At 59.3% G+C, this 23,307-nt stretch carries 21 protein-coding genes, 2 tRNA genes and 1 pseudogene; 12 read left to right on the forward strand and 12 right to left on the reverse strand.

The features are described 5' to 3' along the window. Nucleotides 1-201 precede the first annotated feature (201 nt). The 3 genes from xopAW to ACIP66_RS21860 form a co-directional block, all read right to left on the reverse strand. Complete coding sequence (gene xopAW, locus ACIP66_RS21850; RefSeq protein WP_400650787.1) at nt 202-831, reverse strand: XopAW family type III secretion system calcium-binding effector; 630 nt, start codon at nt 829-831, stop codon at nt 202-204. Between the two features lie 232 nt (nt 832-1,063). Continuing rightward, entirely contained in the window at nt 1,064-2,113 is a 1,050-nt protein-coding gene (locus ACIP66_RS21855; protein ID WP_400650789.1) for a sensor histidine kinase, read from the reverse strand. Then, nucleotides 2,113-2,862: a response regulator gene (locus ACIP66_RS21860; protein WP_053122719.1), complete on the reverse strand. Its 750-nt coding sequence runs from the start codon at nt 2,860-2,862 to the stop codon at nt 2,113-2,115. Before ACIP66_RS21860 ends, ACIP66_RS21855 begins: the two co-directional genes overlap by 1 nt. A gap of 296 nt (nt 2,863-3,158) precedes the next feature. On the opposite strand from ACIP66_RS21860, the gene pyrF reads away from it, so the two are divergent. Beyond that, nucleotides 3,159-3,857 (forward strand): orotidine-5'-phosphate decarboxylase, encoded by a 699-nt coding sequence (gene pyrF / locus ACIP66_RS21865; RefSeq protein ID WP_400650792.1) that lies wholly within the window; start codon nt 3,159-3,161, stop codon nt 3,855-3,857. Nucleotides 3,858-3,942: 85 nt separating this feature from the next. Here the strand turns inward: pyrF and ACIP66_RS21870 are convergent, their stop codons facing one another. Both ACIP66_RS21870 and ACIP66_RS21875 read right to left on the reverse strand, forming a co-directional pair. Further along, complete coding sequence (locus tag ACIP66_RS21870) at nt 3,943-4,947, reverse strand: NADP-dependent oxidoreductase (RefSeq protein WP_400650795.1); 1,005 nt, start codon at nt 4,945-4,947, stop codon at nt 3,943-3,945. Beyond that, nucleotides 4,944-5,081, reverse strand: a complete 138-nt coding sequence (locus tag ACIP66_RS21875; RefSeq protein ID WP_156316174.1) for a hypothetical protein — start codon at nt 5,079-5,081, stop codon at nt 4,944-4,946. Before ACIP66_RS21875 ends, ACIP66_RS21870 begins: the two co-directional genes overlap by 4 nt. Before the next feature lie 105 nt (nt 5,082-5,186). Between ACIP66_RS21875 and ACIP66_RS21880 the strand changes: the two genes are divergently transcribed. From ACIP66_RS21880 to ACIP66_RS21895, 4 genes and pseudogenes are all read left to right on the forward strand, one after another. Continuing rightward, nucleotides 5,187-5,948 carry an SDR family oxidoreductase gene (locus ACIP66_RS21880; RefSeq protein WP_159811474.1) on the forward strand — a complete coding sequence of 254 codons (762 nt, stop codon included), beginning with the start codon at nt 5,187-5,189 and terminating at the stop codon, nt 5,946-5,948. A 130-nt stretch (nt 5,949-6,078) separates the two neighbouring features. After that, complete coding sequence (locus ACIP66_RS21885; RefSeq protein ID WP_400650799.1) at nt 6,079-7,455, forward strand: PLP-dependent aminotransferase family protein; 1,377 nt, start codon at nt 6,079-6,081, stop codon at nt 7,453-7,455. 990 nt (nt 7,456-8,445) lie between these two features. Continuing rightward, nucleotides 8,446-8,670 (forward strand): annotated as a pseudogene (locus tag ACIP66_RS21890) (HAMP domain-containing protein); the annotation flags it as partial. Next, nucleotides 8,668-9,531, forward strand: a complete 864-nt coding sequence (locus tag ACIP66_RS21895; RefSeq protein WP_371925884.1) for a methyl-accepting chemotaxis protein — start codon at nt 8,668-8,670, stop codon at nt 9,529-9,531. The pseudogene ACIP66_RS21890 and the gene ACIP66_RS21895, both read left to right, overlap by 3 nt. A 660-nt stretch (nt 9,532-10,191) precedes the next feature. Here the strand turns inward: ACIP66_RS21895 and ACIP66_RS21900 are convergent. Beyond that, nucleotides 10,192-10,950 carry a hypothetical protein gene (locus tag ACIP66_RS21900; RefSeq protein WP_400650801.1) on the reverse strand — a complete coding sequence of 253 codons (759 nt, stop codon included), beginning with the start codon at nt 10,948-10,950 and terminating at the stop codon, nt 10,192-10,194. A gap of 383 nt (nt 10,951-11,333) precedes the next feature. Between ACIP66_RS21900 and ACIP66_RS21905 the strand changes: the two genes are divergently transcribed. Together ACIP66_RS21905 and ACIP66_RS21910 are read left to right on the forward strand one after the other, a co-directional pair. Continuing rightward, nucleotides 11,334-11,409: transfer RNA gene (locus ACIP66_RS21905), tRNA-Glu, on the forward strand. Between the two features lie 2 nt (nt 11,410-11,411). Continuing rightward, nucleotides 11,412-11,487: transfer RNA gene (locus ACIP66_RS21910), tRNA-Gly, on the forward strand. A 102-nt stretch (nt 11,488-11,589) separates the two neighbouring features. Here the strand turns inward: ACIP66_RS21910 and ACIP66_RS21915 are convergent. The 4 genes from ACIP66_RS21915 to ACIP66_RS21930 form a co-directional block, all read right to left on the reverse strand. Beyond that, nucleotides 11,590-13,329 (reverse strand): dipeptidase, encoded by a 1,740-nt coding sequence (locus tag ACIP66_RS21915; protein ID WP_400650803.1) that lies wholly within the window; start codon nt 13,327-13,329, stop codon nt 11,590-11,592. Between the two features lie 184 nt (nt 13,330-13,513). Next, the gene (locus tag ACIP66_RS21920; protein ID WP_400650804.1) at nt 13,514-14,152 is read right to left on the reverse strand and encodes a LysE family translocator; all 639 of its coding nucleotides are present in this window, start codon (nt 14,150-14,152) and stop codon (nt 13,514-13,516) included. Between the two features lies 1 nt (nt 14,153). Further along, nucleotides 14,154-14,924: a 2OG-Fe(II) oxygenase gene (locus ACIP66_RS21925; RefSeq protein ID WP_053122688.1), complete on the reverse strand. Its 771-nt coding sequence runs from the start codon at nt 14,922-14,924 to the stop codon at nt 14,154-14,156. 91 nt (nt 14,925-15,015) lie between these two features. Next, nucleotides 15,016-15,642 (reverse strand): alanyl-tRNA editing protein, encoded by a 627-nt coding sequence (locus tag ACIP66_RS21930; protein ID WP_400650807.1) that lies wholly within the window; start codon nt 15,640-15,642, stop codon nt 15,016-15,018. An 88-nt stretch (nt 15,643-15,730) separates the two neighbouring features. Here ACIP66_RS21930 and ACIP66_RS21935 point away from each other — a divergent pair, with 88 nt between their 5' ends. Next, complete coding sequence (locus ACIP66_RS21935) at nt 15,731-16,729, forward strand: LysR family transcriptional regulator (protein ID WP_053122682.1); 999 nt, start codon at nt 15,731-15,733, stop codon at nt 16,727-16,729. A gap of 110 nt (nt 16,730-16,839) precedes the next feature. Here the strand turns inward: ACIP66_RS21935 and ACIP66_RS21940 are convergent, their stop codons facing one another. Both ACIP66_RS21940 and ACIP66_RS21945 read right to left on the reverse strand, forming a co-directional pair. Further along, nucleotides 16,840-17,247: a PA2817 family protein gene (locus ACIP66_RS21940; RefSeq protein ID WP_053122680.1), complete on the reverse strand. Its 408-nt coding sequence runs from the start codon at nt 17,245-17,247 to the stop codon at nt 16,840-16,842. 74 nt (nt 17,248-17,321) lie between these two features. After that, nucleotides 17,322-19,769, reverse strand: a complete 2,448-nt coding sequence (locus ACIP66_RS21945) for an acyl-CoA dehydrogenase (protein WP_400650811.1) — start codon at nt 19,767-19,769, stop codon at nt 17,322-17,324. 249 nt (nt 19,770-20,018) lie between these two features. Between ACIP66_RS21945 and ACIP66_RS21950 the strand changes: the two genes are divergently transcribed. The 4 genes from ACIP66_RS21950 (at nt 20,019) to ACIP66_RS21965 (ending at nt 23,177) form a co-directional block, all read left to right on the forward strand. Beyond that, nucleotides 20,019-20,678 (forward strand): transglutaminase family protein, encoded by a 660-nt coding sequence (locus tag ACIP66_RS21950; RefSeq protein ID WP_400650812.1) that lies wholly within the window; start codon nt 20,019-20,021, stop codon nt 20,676-20,678. Nucleotides 20,679-20,721: 43 nt separating this feature from the next. Beyond that, nucleotides 20,722-21,345, forward strand: coding sequence for a glutathione S-transferase family protein (locus ACIP66_RS21955; protein WP_400650814.1), 624 nt, complete (start codon nt 20,722-20,724; stop codon nt 21,343-21,345). 123 nt (nt 21,346-21,468) lie between these two features. After that, the gene (locus ACIP66_RS21960; protein ID WP_053122667.1) at nt 21,469-22,401 is read left to right on the forward strand and encodes an ABC transporter ATP-binding protein; all 933 of its coding nucleotides are present in this window, start codon (nt 21,469-21,471) and stop codon (nt 22,399-22,401) included. Then, complete coding sequence (locus ACIP66_RS21965; protein WP_053122664.1) at nt 22,398-23,177, forward strand: ABC transporter permease; 780 nt, start codon at nt 22,398-22,400, stop codon at nt 23,175-23,177. The genes ACIP66_RS21960 and ACIP66_RS21965 overlap by 4 nt, the downstream gene beginning before the upstream one ends. The last annotated feature ends 130 nt before the right edge of the window (nt 23,178-23,307 follow it).

Here is a 23,307-nt window from a genome sequence, read left to right on the forward strand (position 1 = left end):
TCGAAACTGGGATATCTGCCACCGACCGTCTATGAGCGGGCGATGGCGTCAAAACCACCTATCGAGGTGTCCGGAATTAGTTGACCACTGCAATCCCACGTCGGCGTATCTCTCCGAATCCACTCGATCAGTCCCCTCTCCCTCTGGGAGAGGGCTAGGGTGAGGGGCTTTTGATTTTCCGCTGTAGATTGCGTCGCAGGCTCAAGTCGCCACGTTCAAATACTTGCCGACCGGCGCCGCGTTATCGAGCGAGTACTGCTTGCTCAAATTGGCAATCATGCGATTCAGCGCTTCTGTCGTGCTTTGAGTCGAAGCCGTCTGTTTTTCATCCGGGCGTTCGCGTCCAGCCTGTAAAGCGGCTTTCAGTTCATCACTGCTTACGCCGCCACTGCTGTCGCTATCGAGTACTTGGAGCAGGGCGGCGCTGGTGTCGGTGTTGCTCGTTGAGGTGCTGTCGCTGGTTTGCAACGCGCTGCTCAGTTCGGTGGCGGTGACGCTGCCGTCGCCATCGGCATCGAGTTGGCTGAACAGTTCGTCGCTGTTCATTTGTGGCGGTGGCGGTGGCGGGGGTGGCGTCAGGCTGGCGGTGAGTTCGTCCTGGCTGACGGTGCCGTCCTTGTTTTTGTCCAGGGCGGAGAAGATTTCGCTGCTGTCGGCGGTGCTGCCGGCGCTGGTCAGGCCGCTGCTCAGTTCGTCGCTGTTGATGGTGCCGTCGCCGTTGCTGTCGAGTTTGGCGAACAGTTCTTTTTGCAGTTCCTGACTGCGGGCGTTCCGCGTGGTGGTGTTGCTGGTGCTGGTATAGCTCGTGTAGTTGCTGACGCTACCGATCATTGGACTCACTCCCTGGAATGAAAACCGGTGGGTGTACCGGCTTATGCAGCGTCGGGGCGCAAGTTGTCGGGGGTGTGTGGGATTTGTACCGGGTGGTACACAGATCAAAAGAACATCACTAAACCCTTTGGGAGCGGGCTTGCTCGCGAATGCAGTGGGTCAGTCAAATCATTGCTGGCTGACACGCCGCTTTCGCGAGCAGGCTCACTCCTACAAGGGGAGGGTGGTGTTTTCAGGGGCGGGGCAGGCGGATGATGGCGGTGAGGCCGCCGCCCGGGGTTTCTTCCAGATTCAGCTGTCCGCCCAGACGCTGCGCGGCTTCGCGAGCGATGGTCATGCCGAGGCCGACGCCGCCGGAGTTGCGGTTGCGTGAGCCTTCCAGTCGGTAGAACGGTTCAAACACCGCTTCACGTTTGTCGGCGGCGATGCCCGGGCCGTGGTCGATCACGCGAATCAGCAGTTGTTCACGCTGATCCTGCAGTTCGATCCGCGCCTGCCCGGCATAGCGCAGCGCGTTGTCCATCAGGTTGTTGAGGCACGAGCGCAGCGCCATCGGTTGCACCGGCAGCGGTGCGCAATGACCGTTGACCTGCACATCGGCGCCCTGATCTTGGGCGTTTTCGCACAACGATTCGACCAGCGCCTGCACGTCCATCAGTTGCAAGGCTTCGCTGGTGCGCTGTTCGTGCAGGTAGGTGAGGGTGGCGTCGAGCATGCCGATCATGTCGTCGAGATCCTGACGCATCTGGCCTTGCAGCTTTTCATCGCTGATGTTTTCCAGACGCAGTTTCAGGCGTGACAGCGGCGTGCGCAGGTCGTGGGAGACGGCGCCGAGCATGCGCGCGCGTTGCTGCACCTGTTCGCGGATGCGCTGTTGCATCAGGTTGAATGTGTGCGCCGCTTGCCGGGCTTCTTTCGGGCCTGATTCGTCGAGCGGCGGGCTGTCGAGGTTTTCGCTGAGGCGTTCGGCGGCGTCGCTCAGGCGCTGGATCGGTCGGGTCAGCAGTTTGGCGCCGTACCATGCGGCGATCATCAGCGAGATGAACTGAAACGTCAGCGGCACCAACGGCCCGCCAAACCATGGGCGCGGTGGACGCGGTTCGAAGCGCGGATCCATCGGCGGACGCTGGCCGTCGACGCCCTCGGAAAATTCCGGCGGTGGCGGCGGCGGAGGCGGGCCGTAGTGGTGGAACCAGGCAAACGCCAGCAAGTGCGCCAGGACAATCGCCACGAACAGCATGCCAAACAGGCGGCCGAACAGCGTGTCGAAGCGCGCTCGCATCAGCCGATGTCCCGCGCGTCGAACAGGTAACCCTCACCGCGCACGGTTTTGATCAACTGCGGGGCTTTCGGATCGTCGCCGAGTTTCTGTCGCAAGCGTGACACCAGCAAATCGATGCTGCGGTCGAACGCTTCGATCGAGCGACCGCGCGCGGCGTCGAGCAATTGTTCGCGGCTGAGCACTCTGCGCGGGCGTTCGATAAACACCCAGAGCAAACGGAATTCGGCGTTGGACAGCGGCACCACGAGGCCGTCATCGGCGATCAACTGGCGCAGGACGCTGTTCAGGCGCCAGTTGTCGAAGCGAATATTCGCACGCTGCTCGGTACGGTCGTCGCGCACGCGGCGCAGAATCGTCTGAATGCGCGCCACCAGTTCGCGCGGTTCGAACGGCTTGGCCATGTAGTCATCAGCGCCGAGTTCGAGGCCGATGATGCGGTCGGTCGGCTCGCAGCGCGCGGTGAGCATCAGGATCGGTATGTCCGATTCGCTGCGCAGCCAGCGGCACAGCGACAAACCGTCTTCGCCGGGCAGCATCAGGTCGAGCACCACCACGTCGAAATGTTCGGCCTGCATCGCCAAACGCATCGCCGCGCCATCGGTCACACCGCTGGCGTGGATGTTGAAACGCGCAAGGTAGTCGATCATCAGCTCGCGGATCGGCACATCGTCGTCGACGATCAGCGCGCGAATGCTCCAGCGTTTGTCGTCTTTGGGCTCATCAGTCGCGGTCATTTGGGTGTTGTGCATGAGGCTGTTCGTCTGCCAGGTAGGCCGCCAACCACAAAGATGGGCTGCGAGGTAGTGGTTTCAGCATAGGCGTCCGGCCGTGAGGCGGGAAGTGCTGATGTAAGGACGTGTTGCGGCTGGCGAGGCTAGCGCGGGTGCTTGTTGCTGGCGTGTCGGCTGTGTATCGGAGTCGACACAATAGCAGCGAGCGCTATGCTGATCACGGTTGGCGCGACGATTTACCGATCATCGGGTGCCGCGCCGCCGCCGGTTCCGCTACAATGCGCGCCGATTTCGTCCTGCCTGAGAGCCCATTCATGTCCGCCTGCCAGACTCCTATCATCGTCGCCCTGGATTTTCCCACCCGTGACGCCGCACTGAAGCTGGCCGACCAGTTGGACCCGAAACTGTGCCGGGTCAAAGTGGGCAAGGAATTGTTCACCAGCTGTGCCGCAGAAATCGTCGGCACCCTGCGTGACAAGGGTTTTGAGGTATTCCTCGACCTGAAATTCCACGACATTCCCAACACCACCGCGATGGCCGTGAAAGCCGCTGCCGAGATGGGCGTGTGGATGGTCAACGTTCACTGCTCCGGCGGTATGCGCATGATGGCTGCTTGCCGTGAAGTGCTCGACAAGCGCACGGGCCCGCAACCGTTGCTGATCGGCGTGACCGTGCTGACTTCGATGGAGCGAGAAGATTTGGCCGGTATCGGTCTGGACATCGAGCCACAAGAGCAAGTGCTGCGTCTGGCTGCACTGGCCGAGAAGGCCGGCATGGACGGTCTGGTGTGCTCGGCGCTGGAAGCCACCGCACTGAAAACTGCGCATCCGTCGCTGCAACTGGTGACTCCGGGGATTCGTCCTGCGGGCAGCGCGCAAGACGATCAGCGCCGCATTCTGACCCCGCGTCAGGCGCTGGATGCCGGTTCCGACTATCTGGTGATTGGCCGTCCGATCAGCCAGGCGACGGATCCGGCTCAGGCATTGGCTTCGGTTGTAGCCGAAATCGCCTAAAAGATCGCAGCCTTCGGCAGCTCCTACAGGGCTATGTGAACACCTGTAGGAGCTGCGGCACGCTGCGATCTTTTGATCTTCTGCTTTAAACCTTCAATACCAACTTGCCAAAGTTCTCGCCGCTGAACAATTTCATCAGCGTCTCTGGAAACGTCTCCAGGCCTTCGACGATATCTTCCTTGCTCTTGAGCTGCCCCTTGGCCATCCAGCCGGCCATTTCCTGCGCCGCGCTGACGTACTGCGCCGCGTAATCCATCACCACAAAACCCTCCATCCGCGCACGGTTAACCAGCAGCGACAGGTAATTGGCCGGGCCTTTGACCGCCTCTTTATTGTTGTACTGGCTGATCGCGCCGCAAATCACTACCCGCGCTTTCAGGTTCAAACGGCTCAGTACCGCGTCGAGAATGTCACCGCCAACGTTATCGAAATACACGTCCACGCCTTTCGGGCATTCGCGCTTGAGCCCGGCGATCACGTCTTCGTTTTTGTAATCGATGGCGCCGTCGAAACCCAGCTCATCAATGAGGAATTGGCACTTGTCGGCGCCACCGGCAATGCCCACCACGCGGCAACCTTTGATCTTGGCGATCTGCCCGGCAATGCTGCCCACCGCGCCAGCCGCGCCGGACAACACCACGGTGTCGCCAGCCTTCGGCGCGCCGACATCCAGTAAAGCGAAGTAAGCGGTCATGCCGGTCATGCCCAGCGCTGACAGATACACCGGCAGCGGGGCCAGTTTCGGATCGACTTTGTAGAAACCTCTTGGCTCGCCAAGGAAATAATCCTGCACGCCAATGGCACCGTTAACGTAGTCGCCGACGGCAAATCCCGGACTGTTCGAGGCGACGACTTTTCCCACGCCCAGTGCGCGCATAACCTCACCGATGCCGACCGGCGGGATGTAGGACTTGCCTTCATTCATCCAGCCACGCATGGCCGGGTCGAGGGAGAGGTATTCGTTCCTGACCAGAATCTGGCCCGCCGCCGGCTCGCCGACCGGTACTTCCTGATAGGTGAAGGTCTCGCGGGTGGCCGCGCCCACCGGGCGTTTGGCGAGCAGGAACTGGCGATTGGTCTGGTTGGTCATGGCAGGCACTCGAACGGAATGAAGCCTTGTTGATAGACCTTCATGGCCGATGCCGCAAGGTTGGCTGATGCGGCGAATGCACGTCGATCCAGTGCAGTGATGATCACCGGGCCGGTTTTATCACTGCAACGCATGGGCGCCTAAACAGCCACTGGATAGTGCTGACGCCCGGCCAACCGCTGTGGCTATGCTGCAACGCTAAGCATTCTCCCTGCATCTATGCGTTCGAGGACATAACAATGAGCATGACGTTTTCCGGTCAGGTTGTCGTAGTCACAGGCGCGGCCAACGGCATCGGCCGTGCGACCGCCCAGGCATTCGCCGCCGAAGGCTTGAAAGTGGTAGTCGCCGATCTGGATACCGCAGGGGGCGAGGGCACTGTGGCGCTGATTCGTACAGCCGGCGGCGAAGCGACCTTCGTCCGCTGTAACGTGACCGTCGAGAGCGAAGTGAAAAATCTGATGGACGAGGTGATCAATACCTACGGCCGTCTCGACTATGCCTTCAACAATGCCGGGATCGAAATCGAAAAGGGCAAGCTGGCTGAGGGCTCGATGGACGAGTTCGACGCGATCATCGGCGTCAACGTCAAAGGCGTCTGGCTGTGCATGAAGTATCAGTTGCCATTGCTGCTGGCGCAGGGCGGCGGGGCGATCGTCAACACCGCTTCGGTCGCCGGTCTTGGCGCGGCGCCGAAGATGAGCATTTATGCGGCGTCGAAACACGCAGTGATCGGCCTGACCAAGTCGGCGGCCATCGAATACGCCAAGAAGAAAATCCGCGTCAACGCCGTGTGCCCGGCGGTGATCGACACCGACATGTTCCGTCGCGCCTACGAGGCCGACCCGAAGAAAGGCGAGTTTGCCAACGCCATGCACCCGGTCGGCCGCATCGGCAAGGTCGAGGAAATCGCCAGCGCGGTGTTGTACCTGTGCAGCGACGGTGCGGCGTTCACCACCGGTCATTCACTGGCAGTAGATGGCGGTGTGACCGCGTTCTGAACCTGCTCCCTCACCCAGCAATGTGTATCATATAGTTAGATCGAGCGCTTTTGTCGGCTTTGTCGCACAGCCTCCTGACGGCGGCTGTGATTTACTGCGGCCAGCAAAACGGACAGGAGTTTGTGCGCTCATGGAATTGAGAATCGACCGACAGGCATTGGTGCCAGTGGTGCAGCAAATCGTTGATGGAATGACGGAGTGGGTCGCGCAGAGTGGCGTCGCGCCCGCCACTCGTTTGCCCTCGGTTCGGCAAATTGCCCGGGGCAACTTGCTCAGCCAGTCCTGTGTGACCGAGGCCTGCGAGCGGCTGGTCGCGCAGGGGATTCTGGCTTCATGCCAAGGCACGGGGTTCATGGTGGCCGCATCACCCAAGAGGCTGTGCGGACAGGGCGAGAGCGAGGCTGGTTGCAGTGGCTTCTACGGCGCTGCTGGCGGACTGAAACTGGGCGGTGGCGGCTTGCCCGAGAGCTGGCGCGAGTCCGATGACTTGAGCTATGCGATCCGCGAGGTCGCGCGCACGGACATGGCCAGCCTGTTCAACTACAGCAGCGCGGCAGGCCTTCCGGCGCTGCGCGAGCAGATCGTCAAACGCCTGAAAATATTCAATATCGATGCGCCTGCAGAGCAATTGCTCACCACTGCAGGTGCGAGCCATGCACTGGATTTGATCGTGCGCACCCTGTTGCAAGCGGGAGATTGCGTAGTCGTGGAAACACCCGGATACGCGCCGCTGTTCAACCTGCTGCGCCTGCACGGGGTGAACATGATCGAGGTGCGCCGCACGCCGACCGGGCCTGATCTCGACGCGCTTGAAAGATTGCTGGGTGAATTTCGCCCGGTGGCGATGTTCATCAACAGTCATCACCACAATCCCACGGGTACCAGCCTGACAGCGGCCGCGGCTCAGCAGGTTTTGTACTTGTGCAGGCTGCATGATGTGCGCCTGATCGAAGACGATGTCTACGCCGATCTACACAGTGGTAACGGTACCCGGCTGGCGGCGCTGGATGAACGGGTGATTTACGTCGGCAGTTTTTCGAAAACCCTGAGCAGTTCATTACGGGTCGGTTTCGTCCTCGCCGAACCTGAAGTGATTGCCCGTCTGGCGCAAGTGAAGATGATCAGCAGCATGGGCGCCTCGAGCTTCAGTGAGGCGGTTGTAGCAAGCCTCATGGCCAGCGGCGCTTATCGAAAACTGGTGCAGCGCCAGCGCCAGCGCCTGAATACCGATCGCACCGCTGCATTGCAGTTGCTGGAAGATGCCGATTGGGAGGTGTTCGGCAAGCCTACGGGCGGATTGTTCATTTGGGCGCGGGCCCCGCAGACCGATGATGTTCGGTTGTGCCGCCAGGCTCAGCGCAGTGGTGTGTTGCTGTCGGCGTCCAGTGTGTTCAGTCCGAGTGGCGAAAGCAGCGATTGGCAGCGGATCAATGTGGCGCATGCCTGTGATCCGCGCGCGCGGCAGTTTTTTCGCAACACTTGTGCGGATCGACCTCGAGTGTCCTGAAAACGACGCGGACGTAGCTTTTTGCCATTATTCCGACGCCAGAGACTTGTGCTGCCTGTTGGCCGTTGCGACTCTGCGTTCACAGACTTTGGCAGGGGATTAAGCGCAATGATTTCGGCCGTGCAAGGACGTTTTGCCAACCTCGGTATGGCAAAAAAACTGGGTATCGGATTTGCACTGGTGCTGCTGTTGACCGCGTTGGTCGCGGCGATTGGCGTCTGGTCTCTGCAAACCATCAGTCAGCGTTTTGATGGGCTCAAACAGATGTCATCGCTCAATAGCGGTCTGCTCGATGTGCGGCTGCTGGAGCAGGAATATGCGTTGCGCGGCAATCCGAAAACCGCCGATGCCTTGCGTGAAGGCGTCGATGGGCTGATTGCTCAAGCCAACGCGCTCAAGGCGCAATCAGCGGCCAACGTGCCGGTGATGAACGATGTCGTGCAATCGCTGGAGGCCTATCGCAAGGCCTTCGATGAATTTGTTTCGCTGACCCAGACCAAGGATCTGGCACTGGAGATGGCCAGTTGGTCGGTGTCCAGCGTCGCCAATAACCTCGATGTGTTGCAGTCCGGGTTGGCGGACGACGGCGCCTATACCTTGAAAGAGTCCGAGGGCAAGGACGGTGCGCAATTCATCGAGCAAGCCAGTCAGGTCAGTCAGGTGTCGCGGCTGATGTTGCAGGCGATGAACGAGGCACGGGTTCGTCTGGATCAAAGTCGCAAGGGCGATGCCGACGGTGCCGACAAAGGCAATATCGAGCAGGCCGCGCAGGCTCAGGCGCAGGCCGAGGCGTTGAAGTCCACGGTCAAGGACGAGGGTTATCTGACGGTGCTCAATGAAGTATCGGGGCACATTGCCGGTTTCAACGAGAAGCTGGCGGAGTACACCGGGTTGTTGGCGCAGGAAAAAACCGTCTACGACCAATTGCATCAGCGGGCCGCGCAAGTGGTGGAGCGGGTCAATCAGGCGTACGTCGCTGAAGACGGCGCGATGCAGGCTGAGCTGAAGAAGAATTCGCTGCTGATTATTGCTTCGTCGGCGTTGGCGCTTTTGGTCGGGTTGATTGCGGCGTGGGTGATTACGCGATTGATCGTTGCGCCGTTGCGAAGTGTGATTCAGGTGGCGCAGCAGATTGCGGCGGGGGATTTGAGTGCGACAGTGCCGGTGACGCGTCGTGATGAAATTGGCCAGTTGATGCTGGCGATGCAGCAGATGGGCGCGGGGTTGAGCACGATTGTCAGCGGGTTGCAGGCGGGTATCGAGCAGTTGGCGAGTTCGGCGCAATCGCTGTCGGCAGTGACTGAGCAGACCAATCTTGAGGTCAGCAGTCAGAAGGAGGAAACCGAGCAGGTTGCCACCGCGATGAACCAGATGACGGCGACGGTGCATGATGTTGCGCGTAATGCCGAAGAGGCGGCGTTGGCGGCGCAGACGGCGGACAGCAAGGTCGAAAGTGGTCAGCGGGTGGTGCGGCAGAGCATGGCTCGGATCGAGCAGTTGGCGGATTCGGCAACATCGGCGAGTTCCAGCATCGAGAGCCTGAGTGCCGAGATTCAGAATATCGGCACGGTGCTGGGGGTGATCAAGAGCGTGGCCGAGCAGACCAATCTGTTGGCGTTGAACGCGGCGATCGAGGCGGCGCGCGCCGGGGAGCAGGGCAGGGGTTTTGCGGTGGTCGCGGATGAGGTGCGTGCGTTGGCGCGGCGTACGCAGCAGTCGACCGAGGAGATTGAGCGCTTGGTCAGTGCGTTGCGGGCGGCGGCGCATTCGTCGGTGCAGCAGATTCAGAGCAGTGGTGAGTTGGTGAAGCTGGCGGTGAGTGATGCGCTGCAGACGGAGAGTGCGTTGGGGAGTATTGCGGCGGCTGTTTCGTTGATTCAGCAGATGAATCAGCAGATTGCGGCGGCGGCGGAGGAGCAGAGTTCGGTGGCGGAGGAGATTAATCGCAGTGTGACGAGTATTCGTGCGAGTGCGGATCAGTCTTCGTTGGCTATGCGGGGGAATGCGGCTTCTAGTGTGGAGCTGGCACAGTTGGGGGTTGGGTTGCGGGGGATGGTTGGGCATTTTCGGCTTTGACGCTTTTGGTGTGGCTTGGCGGCCTTTGGGCCGACCATGTTCTTGGGGTTTTGGGTGTATATCCGGATCTTCGGGGGTTGCGGCTGGCGGTTTCGCTCTTACAGCGACTCCCTTTGGCAGACGCCCCAAAGGAAGCAAAGGTCTGGGCCCCGGCGTTCGGCCCGCTCGCTGGGGCTCGGGGTTCCTTCGTTACGGGATTCATCCGGGGGCATCGCCTCCGGTTTGCTTCGCTGCACCTCCTCTCGATGTGTTTGGCTGCGCCAAACGTCGCTGCGCTCCTCCCCCCGGATAAATCCCTCCACTCAGCCTTCCGAAGGGGCCAGCACGGCAAGATCAAAAGCTGCAGCCGAGCTTGCGCTCATCCTGTGTAGGAGCTGCCGAAGGCTGCGATCTTTTGATCTTGCTTTTGATTTTGTAGGAGCAGAGCTTGCTCGCGAAGGCGGCCTGACAGCCGACCCATTTCTACGGTTGTACTCAATCCCTGTGGGAGCAGGCTTGCCAGCGATGACGGCCTCACAACCAACAATTATCTGACTGTCCGCACCCAATCCAATTGTGGGAGCTAGCCTGCTAGCGAAAGCGGCCTGACATTCCCCTCAATCTCCACTCACCACCCACAAAAAAGCCACCTCCCGGTGGCTTCTCTCGTTACTTCTTCAATCAGTCGTAAATCACTTTCTTCTTCCAGTCCGCATCCGCTTCTACATCTTTCAAACCTGTGGTCAGTTGGTTCTCTTCACCTTCCACGGGTGCAATTTTGTCCATGACCTGGGCGTTGGCGCGGGCGAGCAGTTTTTCCAGGTATTGCAGTTGTTCGGCGTAGGCCTGCGGGTCTTGTTGTTTGCGCAGGTATTGCACGCCGCGTTCGAAGGCGAGGCGGGCTTGGCCGGGTTGGTTTTGTTGCAGGGATTGTTGGCCGAGGTTGTTGAAGAATTCGATGTGCAGCAGTACGAGGATGTGGCGGACTTCGCGGATCCACTGTTTGGCTTCGTTCGGTGGCAGGAAGCCGTCGTGGGCGGCGCGGGTGATTTGGCCGTGCAGGGCTTCGAGCAGGAAGCGCACGTCTTTGGCTTTGGCTTCGGTCAGGATCGGTGCCGGCGGGTTGTTGACCGGGATCGATTCGCCCTGGGCGACCAATGCGCTGAGTTCGCTGATGCGCGCTTTGGTGGTGGCGCTGGTTTTTTCCAGGTTGAGCAGGCGCTGGCAGACGTTGAGTTCCAGTCGGGTCAGCAAAAATTTGAGTGCCGGGGTCATGAACTGGCCGGGAAAGGTCTCGGTCAGTTCGCCGCAGCGGCGCAGGCGGTCGTTGAGTTCGACCTTGGTGCGGGCCTTCTCCAGTTTGTTGTTTTCCACCACATGGTTCATGTAGCCAATGGCGATCAGAATTGCGATCCCGGCTACGACTAGCAGGGTGATCATGAGTGGTGTCACCGGTAAGACCTCTTTATAGGGTTCACTTGCGAGTTCAGTGGCTCGGCATTCAGCTGGCTGCCGCTGCTCGACGCGTTGGATCGGTAGCTTGTGTCTGTATCGGCCACGCACTGCTTAGATGAATGCTGGCGCGGTAAGCGCATATGGCCATCACTGTGCGGTGGACTATAACGCCTTGGCGAGTGGCGGAATATAGGCGTCAATCGTCGGGCGACGGAAAAGCCTGATTGACTTGGTAAAGCAGGTCGAAGTCATTGATTTAAATAAATTTATATCAAGGGGTTGACGACCCCTTAATCCATCCATAGAATGCGCGCCACTTACAGCGTAAAGCACACAGCGAAACGCGGTAGGGAGTGAAGTTGTAGCGTGTCCCCTTCGTCTAGTGGCCTAGGACACCGCCCTTTCACGGCGGTAACAGGGGTTCGAGTCCCCTAGGGGACGCCATTGCGGGAATAGCTCAGTTGGTAGAGCACGACCTTGCCAAGGTCGGGGTCGCGAGTTCGAGTCTCGTTTCCCGCTCCATATTCAACAAAAACGCCGATCAGTGATGATCGGCGTTTTTGTTTGTGCGCGGTTTATCGTCGCCCATAAAAAAGGACCTTTACGGTCCTTTTTTTGTTTCTGTTACAGCTTCGGCAGTTGCCCGATGCGCCCCATCATTTCGGTGACGATCTGCAGATCCAGCAAGAACTGGTCAACAGTCTTGAATTCGCCATCGGTGTGCCCGGTGTATTTCACCTCGGGACGCGCCAGACCAAACTGCACGCCATTCGGCAATTCATGCACCGACGTCGCGCCGGCAGAGGTGCCGAACTCGTGCTTCATGCCAAGGTTTTCCGTCGACACTGCCAGCAGCGCCTTGACCCATTCGCCTTCCGGGTTGCGGTACATCGGCTCGGCGATCGAGTAATCGAAGGCCACGACAACGTGGGTTTTCTTCGTCCACGCGCTCAGCTTGTCAGCAATTTCAGCCTTGAGTTTTTCTGGCGATTTGCCCTTCGGCACGCGCAGATTGACTGCCAGTTTGAAGGCTTTGTCGTTCTCACCAACGTAGGTCAAAGAAGTAGTCAGCGGGCCCATGAAGCTGTCGGCGAAACCGACCTTCAAGGTGTTGCCCAGGTAATCCAGGCCCCAGTTGTCGGCGGCATAACGCGCGGCGTCGGTGAACTGATTGTGCTTGAGGGCGACTTTGCCGTTCAGGCTATTGATGAACACCAGCATGCGCGCCACCGGGTTCACACCCGATTCCGGCTCGGAGGAGTGCGCAGAAACACCGGTCACCGTCAGTTTGACGTCTTTGCCATCAACCTTGGCCGCCACTTCGAAGTTGCCGCCGTTGTTTTTGGCGAACTCATTGCCGGCCTTTTGCAGACTGGCCGCCAGTTCGGCGGGTTTGTCCGTCACCAACGTCACGACGGAGGCCGATGGAATCTGGTTGGTCGCCAGGCCGCCGGTCATCGAAGTGATTTCGGCGCCTTTGCCTTCAGCTTTGCGCTTGGCGAAGTTGGCCATCACGGTGCCGTAACCTTTCTCGGCAATTACCACCGGGTAACCGCCATCCAGCGCCATGTTGTAGGCCGGCGTCGGGTTGTGTTCGAAGTAGTAAGGGATCGCATCGCCGGTGGTCTCTTCGGTGGTGTCGACCAGCAGCTTGAAGTTGCGTGCCAGTGGCAGCTTTTCTTCTTTGATGACCTTCATCGCGTACATGGCGACGACGATGCCGTTCTTGTCATCCTCGGTGCCGCGACCGTACATGCGATCGCCAATCAGCGTGACCTTGAACGGATCGAGTTTGGTGCCGTCCTTGAGCACCCAGTTTTCCGGGGTAACCGGCACCACGTCGGCGTGCGCGTGAATGCCGACGACTTCCTCGCCCTGGCCTTCCAGCGAAATCTCGTAAACGCGGTTATCGACGTTGCGGAAATTCAGGTTGAAAGACTCGGCCAGGCTCTTGATCTTGGCAGCGATCTTGATGAACTCAGGGTTGTCGTGCTGTGCCACACCTTCCTTCTGGAAGGTCGGAATCTCGACCAGTTCGCGCAGGGTTTCCAGCGCGGCTTTGCCGTACTTCACGCGCGTATAGATGCCCAGCAGACGATGAATCTCGTTCTGCTGCTCAGCGTTCAGGGTTTTGTTGTCGAGGAAAGCGCTGATGGCCGGGCCGAGGTTGTCGGTTTTAGCGATGTCGCTTTTGGCCAGACTGCCCAGAAACTCGCGAAAATCCGTGACGGTTTTGGCGTCGAAGGATTTCAGGATGACCGCGCTCTGCTCTGGGGTGATGTTGGCTTGAGCGGCAGTGGTGAACGAGGCGAGGCTGGCCAGCATCAGGGTAGCGGCGGCCAGTTGCTTGGGGGAAAAGTCCATTACGGAGGCATTCCTTTGCAGGCGGTTAATGAGATGTTGCCGACGGGTGTGTCAGAAACATTTCGCAAACTAACACTGCAAGCACCTGCCGTGGGAGGCTCTAAACGGGATGTGTCGCACAGAACTGCAAAAGAGGCGCACAAATGAAAAAGTCCCGGCGGGCATCGCCGGGACTTTTTTTGCATTACATGGAGAGCATCAAGCGCCCGGCGAACAGAATCAAAATCACCCCCATGCTGCGTTCGAACCAGTGGCCCATGCGCATAAACAGCACGCGTACTTTGTTGCTGGAGAAGAACAGCGCGACGATGACAAACCACAGCGCGTTTACAAAACACATCCACAAACCGTAAAGCGCCTGGATTTGCAGGGGCGTGCTGGCGCTGATGATCGTGGTGAAGATCGCCAGGAAAAACAGGGTTGCTTTGGGATTGGTCGCATTGGTCAGAAAACCGGTGCTGAACGCTTTGAACAAAGACTGTTCCACCAGCGGTTCGTCGGCCGCTTTTTCCCCTTCCAGCGCTGTCTTCGGTTTGCTGCGAATCAGGCTGACACCGAGGTACAAAATGTAAGCACCGCCAACCACTTTGGCCACGGTCAGCAACCACGGCGTGGTGTGCATCAACGCGCCGACCCCAAGCAACGTGTACAAAACGTGCACGGAAATTCCCGCACCGATGCCCAGCGCTGTGCAGATTCCCACCAGTCGCCCGAAGCGCACGCTCTGGCGGATGGTCACCGCGAAATCAGGGCCGGGAGCGACCACGGCAAGGAAGTGAATGGTGGCCAGCGCCAGAAACTCGCCCAGGTAATTCGAATACATCTCAGCTCCAGAAAGTCAGGGGTGAAGCATTGCCGCGATAGCCGACAAAGAAGGAAAGGCTCAAACGCGGATCGGCCACGCCCGGGGTCACCGAGTGCATGCAGCGCGAATTGAACATGATGAAATCGCCGGGTTCGGGGCGTACCTCAAGGGCCGGGCGGCCTAACAGCGCCGGGTCGATGCCGTAGCTGTCGCCGCGCATTTCGTCGAACTGATCCGGCGTGATGTCGTCGTCCCACATCTGCAATGCGCCGCCCTCGGTGGGCATGTTCAGGTACACGTTGCAGGCAAATTGCGCATCGAGGCTGCGCGCCTGAAAACTGTCCGGGGCGTCCTTGGCGAAAATGTCGTGATGGGCGAGAAAGCACACGCCGGGTTTCACCACGCGCGACAGGCCGACGTACATTTTGCGTCCGTAGAGGTTTTCCAGATGCGCACCGGCCGGCCAGGATTCGTCGAGCATGCAGCGCAGCGTGTCGACCGGCGAGGAGTAGGGCGCGCAGCGATGGCGCAACTCGGCGATGTTGCGGGTGGCGAGTTCGAAGTAGTCCTCGATCAGCATCGGCTGATTTTCTGCCTCGTAAAACGCCATGCCGATTCGGCCGATACTCGGCGCGTTGATGTAGCCCTCATAACCTGGGGCAAGAATCTTGTCGCCAATTTCGATCGCCAGCGGCTTGGGCAAAAAGCCTTTGACGCGGATGGCGAGGACTTCTTCGTTGGCCAGTTTTTTTATGCACGTCTCATCGAGACGCTCGACGTCTAGCATCATTTTATTTTAGGTCCATCTATCGATAGTCAACGGAACCGGCGAGTGCGGTTCCACGGCGTCGGGCGCTGCGTGGCGGCAGCGCCCGAAATGCTCAATCCACGCTGTAGTGGACGGACAGCGTGCCCTTCTTCTGCGAGAGGGACGCGATCGTGACTGTGCCCAGATCCTTCAGGCTACGTACATGGGTGCCGCCGCAGCCGTAGGCTGGCAGCTCACCGAAACTGATTTCCCGCGCGCCTTCGCGCAGCGAGGTGAGGCGTGGCAGATCATGTTCGATCCACTGGCCGACGCCGTATTGAACGGTCTCGACATCGACTTCCTGAGCGACATCGCTCGGCTTGAATTGCACTCGGCCTTCGTCCGGCCAGTGATGCGCCTTGATCGGTGTCCAGCCCATTGCCTGGACGAAATGACCGATCAGGTGCCCGGCCGAATGCATGCGTGTGTTGAAGCGGCGGCGATCTTCGTCGACGCGGATACAAGTCATGCCGAGCGGTACCGGGCGATCAACGAAATGCACGATGCGCTCTGGCTCCTGCACCACGCGCAGCACCTGGCTTTCGCCGATCAAGCCGGTATCGCAAGGCTGACCACCGCCCTGCGGGTGAAACAGGGTGGCACGGAGCACCACGGCATATTCGTTTTCGTGGGGTGTGCAGTCGAGGACTTCCACGTTGGCCTTGAGGTCATCACTGTGGAAAAACAGGCGAAGCGTCATGTTTCAGGCCTTATTAAAGTTCTGTTTTTATTATATGAATCGTGCAATAACGTGATAATCCATCCAAACATCAAAGGACTTGTGCGCTGTGAGCATCAATCTGCCGCTACCGCTGCTCGGTGAAATGGCGATTTTCGTCAAGGTCGTGGAGACCGGCAGCTTCTCTGAAGCGGCTCGCCAACTGGGCTCTTCGCCGTCGGCGGTCAGTCGCAGCATCTCGCGGTTGGAGAAAGCCCTGGCCACGCGCTTGTTGCAGCGCACCACGCGCAAACTGCGCTTGAGCGATGGCGGCGAAGAGGTGTTCAAGCGCTGTCAGGAGATGGTCAGCGCGGCCAAGTCGGTGATGGAAATCAGCGGCCAGTTCACCCACGAAGCGGAAGGGCTGGTGCGCGTCAGCGTGCCGAAAGCGGTGGGGCGTTTTGTGATTCATCCGCACATGCCGGAGTTTCTGCGGCGCTATCCCAAAGTCGATGTCGAGTTATTGCTGGAGGATCGGCAGGTCGATCTGATCGATGATCATGTTGATCTGGCCATCCGCATCACCGATCGGCCGCCGGCGGGGTTGGTCGGACGTCAATTACTGACCATCGACCATATGCTCTGCGCCACGCCGCAATACCTCGCCGAGCACGGTACACCCACGCATCCGCATGACCTGCTCAATCACAGTTGTATTTATCTGGGCGAAACCCCGAGCGATGCGCGCTGGAAATTCAAGAAGGGCAGCAAAGCGGTGACGGTCGGGGTGCGCGGTCGCTATGCCGCCAATCACACTGGCGTGCGACTGGGCGCAGTGTTGCAGCACATCGGCATTGGCAGCCTGCCGTACTTCACTGCGCGTTATGCGTTGGAGCAGAAGTTGGTGGTGCAGGTGTTGCCCGACTGGACATTTTTGGCGTCTTACCACGGTGGGCTGTGGTTACTGCATTCGCCCACACGGTATCTGCCGCCGAAGCTGCGGGTGCTTATCGATTTTCTGGTGGAGTGTCTGGAGAAGGAACCGACCCTGAGCAAGCCGGGGAAGGTAGGCAATGCGAGTAACGCCGCGATGGCGTATGAACTGCCTGAAAGCGAAGGGTTGTTGTAGCGCAAAAGCAAAAGATCGCAGCCTGCGGCAGCTCCTACAGGGGATTGCGTAATTCCCCTGTAGGAGCTGCCGAAGGCTGCGATCTTTTGATCTTCAACCAATCTATTTGATCAGTGCTTGCTGTCCTGAGCAGACATCGCCAGCAACTGCTTTTCCTGATTCCAGTCGAACGGTTCGTCGTTCTGTTCAGCTTCGAAACGACGTTCTTCCAGCGCCTGATACAAGTCGATTTCTTCATCGGCCAGGTAATGCAGGCAGTCACCGGCGAAGAACCACAGCAGATCCCGCGGGATCAGGTGGGCAATTTGCGGATAACGGCTAATCACTTGAGTCAGGATGTCCTGGCCCAGGTATTGGCTTTCGATCGGATCGATCGGCAACGAAGCGAGCAGTTCGTCGAAACGCTCCAGAAACAAGGCATGGCTTTCTTCGGGAACCTGTTCGGCCTCACCTACGGCGACCAGGATACTGCGCAGGTGGTCGAGCAACACAAGATGATCGGCAACGACGTTGGACACGAGATAAGTCCTCAAGAGCAAAACGGGCGCGGGAGTATAAAGCTCCTGCGCCCGCTTGGACATGGGTCTTAGGATCAGCGGACTTTGCCCTCTGCCTGTTTCAGCTCCTCTTTGTCGAAATCATCGACATCGATCACCTTGCGTCGCGCCGCTTCGGCATCACGCAGGCTCTGCGCTTCCACCGCTTGCAGTACGCCGGCCTCCAGTGCCGCGTCGATCGCGTGTTCGCCGGCGACCGGTTTGACCTGACCGCTTTTCAGCGACGCATGCAGCTTTTTATGCAGCGGTTGCGCAGTCGTCAGCAGATCGCTGGCGTGTTGCAGCGCACCCACCGCATCGTCCGGCGATTGTGGGCGATAGCAACCGGCGAGCAGTTCTTCCAGCGCCGGATCACCTTTCGCCCGACCAATCACGCCAGCCACTTCGGCCCCGAGTTTGTCCGACGGGCCTTTGTGACGACGGCCAAACGGGAAGACGATGACGCGCAGCAGGCAACCGAAGACTTTGTTCGGGAAGTTGCGCAGCAACTCGTCCATGGCCCGCTCCGCCTGGCCGAGGCTTTCTTCCATCGCCCAGCGGAACAGCGGCTCCATGTACGCCGGCGAATCCAGATCGTGATAACGCTTGAGCGCAGCCGACGCCAGATACAGGTTGCTCAACACATCGCCCAGTCGCGCCGACAGACGCTCGCGGCGTTTCAGCTCACCGCCGAGCAGCATCATGCTGAAGTCGGCAAGCATCGCGAACGCGGCTGCCTGACGGTTAAGCGCGCGGAAGTAGCCTTGGCTGATCTTGTCGCCCGGCGCATGTTCGAAGTGGCCGAAACCAAGGTTCAGCACCAGCGTGCTGGCGGCGTTGCTCACGGCAAAACCGATGTGCTTGAGCAGCAGACCGTCGAACTCTTTCAGCGCCTGATCCTTGTCCTCACGACCGGCCAGGGCCATTTCCTTGAGCACGAATGGATGGCAGCGAATCGCGCCCTGACCGAAGATCATCAGGTTGCGCGACAGGATGTTCGCGCCTTCCACGGTGATGAAGATCGGCGCGCCGTTCCAGCTGCGCCCAAGGTAGTTGTTCGGGCCCATGATGATCGCCTTGCCGCCGTGGACATCCATGGCGTGGCTGATGCATTCGCGGCCGCGTTCGGTGAGGTGGTACTTGAGGATCGCCGACAGCACCGACGGTTTCTCACCCAAATCCACCGCGTTGGCCGTGAGCATCCGCGCCGCGTCCATCATCCACGCGTTACCGCCGATGCGCGCCATCGCTTCCTGAATACCTTCGAACGCCGACAGCGGCACGTTGAACTGCTCACGAATCTGCGCGTACTGGCCGGTGACCAGACTGGTGAATTTCGCCGCACCGGTACCCACCGCTGGCAGCGAAATCGAACGGCCGACCGACAGGCAGTTCATCAGCATCATCCAGCCTTTGCCGAGCATCTCTTGACCGCCGATAAGGAAGTCCAGCGGGATAAACACGTCTTTGCCCGAGTTCGGGCCGTTCATGAACGCCGCGCCCAATGGCAGGTGACGACGGCCGATTTCGACGCCGTCGGTGTCGGTCGGAATCAGCGCCAGGCTGATGCCGAGGTCTTCCTTGTCGCCGAGCAAGTGCTCTGGGTCATACGCTTTGAATGCGAGGCCGAGCAGCGTCGCCACCGGCCCGAGGGTGATGTAGCGTTTTTCCCAGTTCAGGCGCAGACCAATGACTTCCTGACCTTCCCACTGACCTTTGCAGATAATCCCGGTGTCGGGCATTGCACCGGCATCGGAACCGGCGAGCGGGCCGGTGAGGGCGAAGCATGGAATGTCGTCGCCACGGGCCAGGCGTGGCAGGTAGTGATTGCGTTGTTCGTCGGTGCCGTAATGCAGCAACAGTTCGGCCGGGCCGAGAGAGTTGGGCACCATCACGGTGGAGGCGAGGTCGCCGCTACGGGTTGCGAGTTTCATCGCCACTTGCGAGTGGGCGTAAGCCGAGAAGCCTTTACCGCCAAATTCTTTCGGAATGATCAGGGCAAAAAAACCGTGTTCCTTGATGTGTGTCCAGGCCTCCGGCGGCAAGTCCATCGACTGGCCGATCTGCCAGTCAGTGACCATCGCGCACAGTTCTTCGGTCGGGCCATCGATGAAGGCTTGTTCTTCTTCGGTCAGTTGCACCTTGGGATAGGCCAGCAGTTTGTCCCAGTCCGGACGGCCGCTGAACAGCTCACCATCCCACCACACGGTGCCGGCATCGATCGCGTCGCGCTCGGTCTGCGACATCGGCGGCAGGGTTTTCTGGAACCAGTTGAACAGCGGCGCGGTGAAATGTTTGCGGCGCAGCTCAGGCAGCAGCAACGGCGCGGCGACCACCGCCAGCAGCACCCAGAACACCAGCAGCAGCCAGCCCGGTGCGTGACTGAAAATGCCCATTGCCAATAAGTAGACGGCAACGATGCCCAACGCGGGCAGCGGGGCGATACGCCGGTGGGCGATATACGCCACGCCGACAATCAAAACCAGTATCCACAACAACAGCATATTTCAGTCCTCCGTGAACCAAGGCAAATCGACCCTCCAGAGCTTAGACCGCATCTGCAAAACCGGGTGGTCAGACCAAGGTGATTGAAATCGTGGGAAACCCCGGATGGTGTTCGTAGGTTCGGTGGGCAACACGTGTGGGAAATCGTTCGGTGATCCCGCGTCTTTGCGTCCAAGTTTGGCCGAAACGTCGTTATCTCTGTGCTTGAGCTGTCGCTAGACTCCAGTTTCATCAAGGAGATTGTCGTCATGCACGAATATCTGAGTCCCGGCCGCTTCACCGATAGTGACCACCCGGCGGTGGTGGAGTTCGCTGAACGACACCGGGGTGCCAGCCGCGACCCGGTCGAGCAGGCGATCAATCTTTATTACGCCGTGCGCGAAGCGGTGCGCTACAACCCTTACACCTTCAGCCGTGATCCGCAAACCCTGCGTGGCAGCTATGCATTGGCGGCGGGGGAGAGTTATTGCGTGCCCAAAGCCACGCTGCTCGCCGGTTGCGCGCGGCATTGCGGGATCCCCGCGCGGATCGGTCTGGCCGACGTGAAGAATCATTTATCGACGCCACGTCTGCTCGAATTGCTGAAAAGCGACATGTTCGCCATGCACGGCTACACCGAGTTTTTCCTCAACGATCGTTGGGTAAAGGCCACACCGGCGTTCAACCAGAAACTCTGCGAACTGTTCAACGTCGCGCCGCTGGAGTTCGACGGCATCAACGACAGTGTTTTCCACCCGTTCAACCGTGATGGCGCGCAGTTGATGGAGTACCTGGTCGATCACGGCCAGTTCACCGATGTGCCGGAAACCTTCTTCTTCGAACACCTCGAAAAATGCTATCCGCACCTGTTCGGCGATCAGCAGCCACAACTGTTGGGCGACATGCACTGCGATGTAAGCCGCGTCTGATCCGGCGTATGCTGGCCGCCCACTCATTTGCAAAGAGGCGGTCATGCTGAAGATCTGGGGACGGAAAAACTCATCGAATGTCAGGAAGCCATTGTGGGCTGCCGAGGAACTCGGTCTGGCTTACGAGGCGATCGATGCCGGTGGCGCGTTCGGTGTGGTCGACACGCCGGAGTACCGGGCGATGAACCCGAACGGGCGCGTGCCGGTGATTGAAGACGACGGTTTCGTGCTGTGGGAATCCAACGCCATCGTGCGCTATCTGCTGGGCAAACATGCGCCGAACAGTGCTTGGTATTCGGCCGATCCGCAAGCCCGCGCCCTCGCAGACAAGTGGATGGACTGGACAACCTCGAGTTTTGCCGGGCCGTTCCGCACGGTGTTCTGGGGCGTCTTGCGCACCCCGGCGGACAAGCAGGACTGGCCTGCGATCAACGCTGCGATCAAGGAATGCAGCGAGTTGCTGAGCATGGCCGACGACGCGCTGGCCAGCCAACCGTATCTCTCCGGTTCAGACATTGGCATGGGCGATATCCCGCTGGGCAGTTTCATTTATGCCTGGTTCGAAATGCCCATCGAACGCGCCCCGCAACCGCATCTGCAAGCCTGGTACGAGCGCCTGAAGCAGCGTCCGGCCTACAAAAAAGCCGTTATGACCGCGTTGACTTAATACCTACTATCGACACACTTGACTGTACTTGTACGGCGGCGGCAAGCACCATTGCGCACTTGCGCTGCGGTTGCATCCATCGCCGCCGTCTCCTTTCTTCCTTCCATGGTGCGTAAATCAGATATGAGTTCCGCTCTGTCCATCCGGCAGCTAACCAAAACCTACGGCAACGGGTTCCAGGCCTTGAGTGGTATCGATCTGGACGTCGCCGAAGGTGACTTTTTCGCCTTGCTCGGCCCCAACGGTGCCGGCAAATCCACGACCATCGGCATTCTCTCGACCCTGGTCAACAAGACCAGCGGCAGCGTGAATATCTTCGGTCATGACCTCGACAAGAATCCTGCGCAGCTCAAGCGCTCGATCGGCGTGGTGCCGCAGGAATTCAACTTCAATCAGTTTGAGAAGACCTTCGACATCGTCGTCACTCAGGCCGGTTACTACGGCATTCCGGCGAAGATCGCCAAGGAACGCGCCGAGCAGTACCTGACGCAACTGGGCTTGTGGGACAAGCGCGATGTGCCGTCGCGTTCGCTGTCCGGCGGCATGAAGCGCCGTTTGATGATCGCCCGCGCGCTGGTGCACGAACCGCGTCTGCTGATCCTCGATGAACCGACCGCAGGCGTCGACATCGAGTTGCGCCGCTCGATGTGGACGTTCCTCACCGAACTGAACCAGAAAGGCATCACCATCATCCTCACCACGCATTATCTGGAGGAGGCTGAGCAGCTGTGCCGCAACATCGGCATTATCGACCACGGCACCATCGTCGAGAACACCAGCATGAAACAGTTGCTGGGCCAGTTGCACGTGGAAACCTTCTTGCTCGATCTGAAAAACGACTTGAGCGTCACGCCGCAATTGCTCGGCTACCCCGCGCGGTTGATCGACAGCCATACCCTGGAAGTCCAGGTCGACAAATCCATGGGCATTACGGCGTTGTTCACTCAATTGGCGCAGCAGAACATCGAAGTGCTGAGCCTGCGCAACAAAACCAATCGCCTTGAGGAGCTGTTCGTGTCTCTGGTGGAGAAAAATCTGTCGAAGGTGGCGGTATGAGTTCCGAGTTACGTCCCAACCTCGTCGCCCTCAACACCATCGTTTATCGCGAGGTCCGACGCTTCACGCGGATCTGGCCGCAGACCCTGCTGCCGCCGGCGATCACCATGGTTTTGTACTTTGTGATCTTCGGTAACCTGATCGGTCGACAGATCGGCGACATGGGTGGCTTCACCTACATGCAATACATCGTGCCGGGGCTGATCATGATGTCGGTGATCACCAACTCCTACGGCAACGTGGTCTCGAGCTTCTTCGGCAGCAAGTTCCAGCGTTCCATCGAGGAATTGATGGTCTCGCCGGTGTCGCCGCACACGATCCTGATCGGCTATACCTGCGGCGGCGTGCTGCGCGGTTTGATGGTCGGCGTGATCGTGACGATTCTGTCGATGTTCTTCACCGATTTGCAGGTGCATCACCTCGGCGTGACGATTTTGGTGGTGGTACTGACGGCGACGATCTTCTCGCTGCTGGGCTTTATCAACGCCGTATTCGCGCGCAACTTCGATGATATTTCGATCATTCCGACGTTCGTGCTGACGCCGCTGACTTATCTGGGTGGCGTGTTCTACTCGATCACCTTGCTGCCGCCGTTCTGGCAGACCGTGTCGCTGGCCAACCCGGTGCTGCACATGGTCAACGCCTTCCGTTACGGCATTCTCGGTGTGTCGGACATCAAGATCGGCATCGCGATCACCTTTATGCTGGTGGCGACAGTAGTGCTGTACCTCGGTTGTGCGCGGCTGCTGGTGAGCGGGCGCGGGATGCGTACCTGATCCACACACAATCCCTGTAGGAGCTGCCGAAGGCTGCGATCTTTCAATCTTGAAGATCACAATCAAAAGATCGCAGCGTGCCGCAGCTCCTACAGTTCGTGTCCAGATAAAACGAAACAAAACGGCCTCG

This window comes from Pseudomonas sp. NPDC088429 (assembly GCF_044753305.1).
In the GTDB taxonomy this organism is placed as follows: domain Bacteria; phylum Pseudomonadota; class Gammaproteobacteria; order Pseudomonadales; family Pseudomonadaceae; genus Aquipseudomonas; species Aquipseudomonas rustica.